This is a genomic window from Streptomyces anatolicus, from assembly GCF_019400875.1.
Taxonomy (GTDB): Bacteria; Actinomycetota; Actinomycetes; order Streptomycetales; family Streptomycetaceae; genus Streptomyces; species Streptomyces anatolicus.
The window spans coordinates 1-3,755 of record NZ_WMBF01000559.1 but is presented as its reverse complement, the minus strand read 5'-3'; the positions used below and the strand labels follow the sequence as shown (position 1 = coordinate 3,755).

The following is a 3,755-nucleotide window of genomic DNA, read 5'->3' as shown; positions in this document are numbered from 1 at the left end:
CCCCTCGACCTGCGCCTGGCCGCCGGTGTCAGGCGCGCCGGAGCCGCCACGCGCCGGGCGCTCGGCCGGACCGTACGAAAGGCGGGGCGCGGGCGCTCGGCGCGGCTCGGCCCGCTGCGGCCGAGGTCGGCCTGTTCGGTGAACGCCGCCGGGGATCTCGTCGTACGGCTGGAGCGCGCCGGGATGCGGGGCAGCGCGTTCACGCTGACCGCGACGCGGCGCGGCACCGAGGGCCGGGGCGAGGACCTGCTCACGGTTCCCCTTCGCGAGCCCGAGACCGACGAATCCCCCTGGACGGCCGTGCTGGAGCGCCGTGCCCACCGGCTCGCCGAGGGCCGCTGGGACTTCCACGTCGTCCGGGCGGACGACGGCGTGCGGCGCCGCGTCGCGTGCACGGCCGTCGAACAGCGCGAGCTGCTGGGCCTCGCGGCCCTGCCGGGAACCCCGTTCGGCTGGTGGATCCCCTATCCCACCGTCAAGAACAACCTCTCCCTGCGCACCTGGCACCGCCCCGCGCACGCCGAGGCCCACACGCTGACGGCCGACGCTGACTCGTGCGCGGTGCAAGGCACGCTGTACGGCGCGGAGTTCGCTCCGAAAGAGCGGCCCCGCCTCCTCGCCGTACCGCGCCGGAATCCGGCCTCCGCCTTCGAGACCGACGTGACGGCGTCCGGGCCCGACCGCTTCCGCTTCCGCCTGCCCTACGCCCGGCTCCTTGACGCCGGTGACGGGGAGCCGGAGACCTGGGAGCTGGCGCTGCGCTTGTCGCCCGGTGCCGAGCCGGTGCGGGTGGCGCGCGTCATCGGCGATGTCGTCGACCGCAAGCGGACGGATGTGTATCCGGCCGCCGAGTACGCGTATCCGGCTGCTGGACACGCGGCCTCCGTGCGCCCCTTCTTCACCGCGGACAACGATCTGGCGCTGGCGCTCAGGACGCCGGAGGCCGCCGACGGCGCCTATGCGGGCCGCAGCCCCGGGTCGCCCGACTCCGTGACGAAGGACGCCGCGGTCTTGATCGGGGCGCCCGGCGTCGTGACCGCCGAGACCGTCTTGAAGTCGGCGCGCGCCTCGTCGCGGCCGAGGCCGACCGTCACGTAGCCCCGCCGTCCGTTGTAGAACTTCAGGTGCGGGTTGGCCTTGGTGTACGTCTCCCAGTTGGCCGGCTTGTCCGCGCCGTCCTTGCCGCTGGCGATGGACGTCGCGACGATCTCCGTGCCCACGGTCCTCGACGAGGGGTCGTCGAAGTCGGCCTTGATGTCGAAGGCGTAGCCGACGTGCACGTCTCCGGTGAGGACCATGAGGTTGTCGAGGCCGGCCGCCTTCGCGCCCGCGAGGACCCGCTTGCGGGAGGCGCGGTAGCCGTCCCAGGCGTCCATGGAGAGCTTCGCCTGCGCGGTGAGGTCCAGCTTGCGCTGGGAGAAGGTGACCTGCTGCGGGACGACGTTCCACAGCGCGCGCGAGCGGCGCCAGCCGTCGAGGAGCCAGCGCTCCTGGGTGGCGCCGGTGATGGTGCGCCTCGGGTCGTCCGACTCGGGTCCCGGGGCGTGCGCCTTGTCGCCGTACGCCTGGTCGGAGCGGTACTGGCGGGTGTCGAGGATGTCGAACTGGGCGAGCCGGCCCCAGACCAGGCGCCGGTAGAGCCGCGCGTCGGGGCCCTTGGGCAGCTGCGGGCGGCGCAGCGGCAGGTTCTCCCAGTACGCGCGGTAGGCGGCGGCGCGGCGCAGCAGGAACTCGGCGGGCGGGTTGCCGTTCTCGTCGATGTCGTCGGCGTAGTTGTTCTCGGCCTCGTGGTCGTCCCAGGTGACGACGAAGGGGTGCGCGGCGTGGGCGGCGCGCAGGTCGGGGTCGGACTTGTAGAGGGCGTACCGCAGGCGGTAGTCCTCCAGCGTTAGGGTCTCCTTGTTGTAGTGGGCGGGCAGCGTCCTGTCCTTGTAGGCGCGGGCGCCGCCGGTCGCGTTGACCGCGTACTCGTAGAGGTAGTCGCCGAGGTGGAAGACGACGTCGACGTCGTCCTGGGCGAGGTGCTTGTACGCGGTGAAGTAGCCGTCGTGGTACGCCTGGCAGGAGACCGCTGCGAGGGTCAGGGACCCGGGGCGGCTGCCCGGCGCGGGGGCGGTGCGGGTGCGGCCGGTGGCACTGGTCCACTGGCCCGCGCGGAACCGGAAGTAGTAGCGGCGGCCCGCGTCCAGGTGGTCGACCTCGACGTGCACGGTGTGGTTGTACTCGGGGTGCGCGGTGGTGACGCCGCGTCTGGCGACGCGCCGGAAGCGGGGGTCGTGGGCGAGTTCCCAGTGGACGGAGACGCGCTCCTTGGGCAGTCCGCCGCCGGGCTCGTAAGGGGCGGGGGCGAGCCGGGTCCACAGCAGGACCGAGGAGGGCAGCGGGTCTCCGGAGGCGACGCCGAGGGTGAAGGGGTTCTCCTTGATGCGGCGGGCGTCCAGCTCGGCGGCGCCCGCGACGCCCGCGGTGGGCAGGTTGGTGGCGAAGGCGAGCGTGGCGGCGGCACCGGTGACGGTGAGGAAACGGCGGCGCCCCAAGTGCTGGGCGGCGGCCCGGAGTTCGGGCGCGTGCTGCTGGGCTGCGGGTGTCATGTGGCCCTCCCCTGACGATTGGTGTCAGGGGCATGTAAGTGGCGGGGGACGACCTGCGTCTGTCACGTACACAACAGCCATATGGCGGTCGGATGATGTCCCCGTGCCCACGCCTCCCGTACGCTGCGGGGCCATGAACGCTGAGCGAACTGCCTCATCGAACGCGGCCGGGAACGTGGAGAGCGCCGGGGCCGTCGGCGCGGAAGGCGTGGCGGAGAGCGCCGGGGCCGTCGGCGCGGGCAGCGGTGTGGAGAGCGCCGGGGGCACCGGCGTGGGCAGCACCGTGGAGGCCGAGCCGGAGGAGGTCACGGTGGGGGTGGCGAAGACCGCCGTGGTCGCCGCCGCGGAGAGCGTCGTGGAGACCGCCGCGGAGAGCCTCGTCGAGACCGACGGGCCGGACTCCCCCAGGGTCGCCGTGGTGACCGGGGCCGGTTCCGGGATCGGCCGTGCCGTCGCCGTCGAACTCCTCGCCGCCGGCTGGTCCGTGGCGCTCGCGGGCCGCCGCCTGGAGACCCTGGAGGAGACGGCCGCCCTCGCCCCTCTCAAGGAGGGCGCCCCCCTGTGCGTACGGACCGACGTGACGAGCCCGGAAGACGTGGCGGCACTCTTCGGCGCCGTGCGCGAGCGGTTCGGACGTCTCGACCTGCTCTTCAACAACGCGGGCACCTTCGGCCCCGGCGGCGTGCCCGTCGAGGAGCTTCCCTACGACGCCTGGCGCCACGTCGTCGACACCAACCTCAACGGCGCCTTCCTGTGCGCGCAGGCCGCGTTCCGGCAGATGAAGGAGCAGGACCCGCGGGGCGGACGGATCATCAACAACGGCTCGATCGCGGCACATGCGCCGCGCCCGAACTCGGTCGCGTACACGGCCACGAAGCACGCGCTGACCGGCCTGACCAAGTCGCTCTCCCTGGACGGCCGCCCGTACCGGATCGCCGTCGGCCAGATCGACATCGGCAACGCCGCGACCGACATGACCGAGCGCATGCAGTCCGGGATCCTCCAGGCCAACGGCGAGTTGGCGAGCGAGCCGGTGATGGACGTGGCCGACGTGGCGCGGACGGTGCGGCACATGGCGGAGCTGCCGCTGGAGGCGAACGTGCAGTTCGCGACCGTGCTCGCGACGAACATGCCGTATATCGGGCGGGGTTGAGGGCTGGGCGG

At 73.2% G+C, this 3,755-nt stretch carries 2 protein-coding genes; one reads left to right on the top strand and one right to left on the bottom strand.

The genetic code is table 11. The annotated features are described in order from the left end of the window. Positions 1-956 precede the first annotated feature (956 nt). Positions 957-2,591, bottom strand: a complete 1,635-nt coding sequence (locus GKQ77_RS29485) for an alkaline phosphatase D family protein (protein ID WP_219692169.1) — start codon at positions 2,589-2,591, stop codon at positions 957-959. 355 nt (positions 2,592-2,946) lie between these two features. On the opposite strand from GKQ77_RS29485, the gene GKQ77_RS29480 reads away from it, so the two are divergent. Next, positions 2,947-3,744, top strand: coding sequence for an SDR family oxidoreductase (locus GKQ77_RS29480; RefSeq protein ID WP_219692170.1), 798 nt, complete (start codon positions 2,947-2,949; stop codon positions 3,742-3,744). Positions 3,745-3,755: the final 11 nt, after the last annotated feature.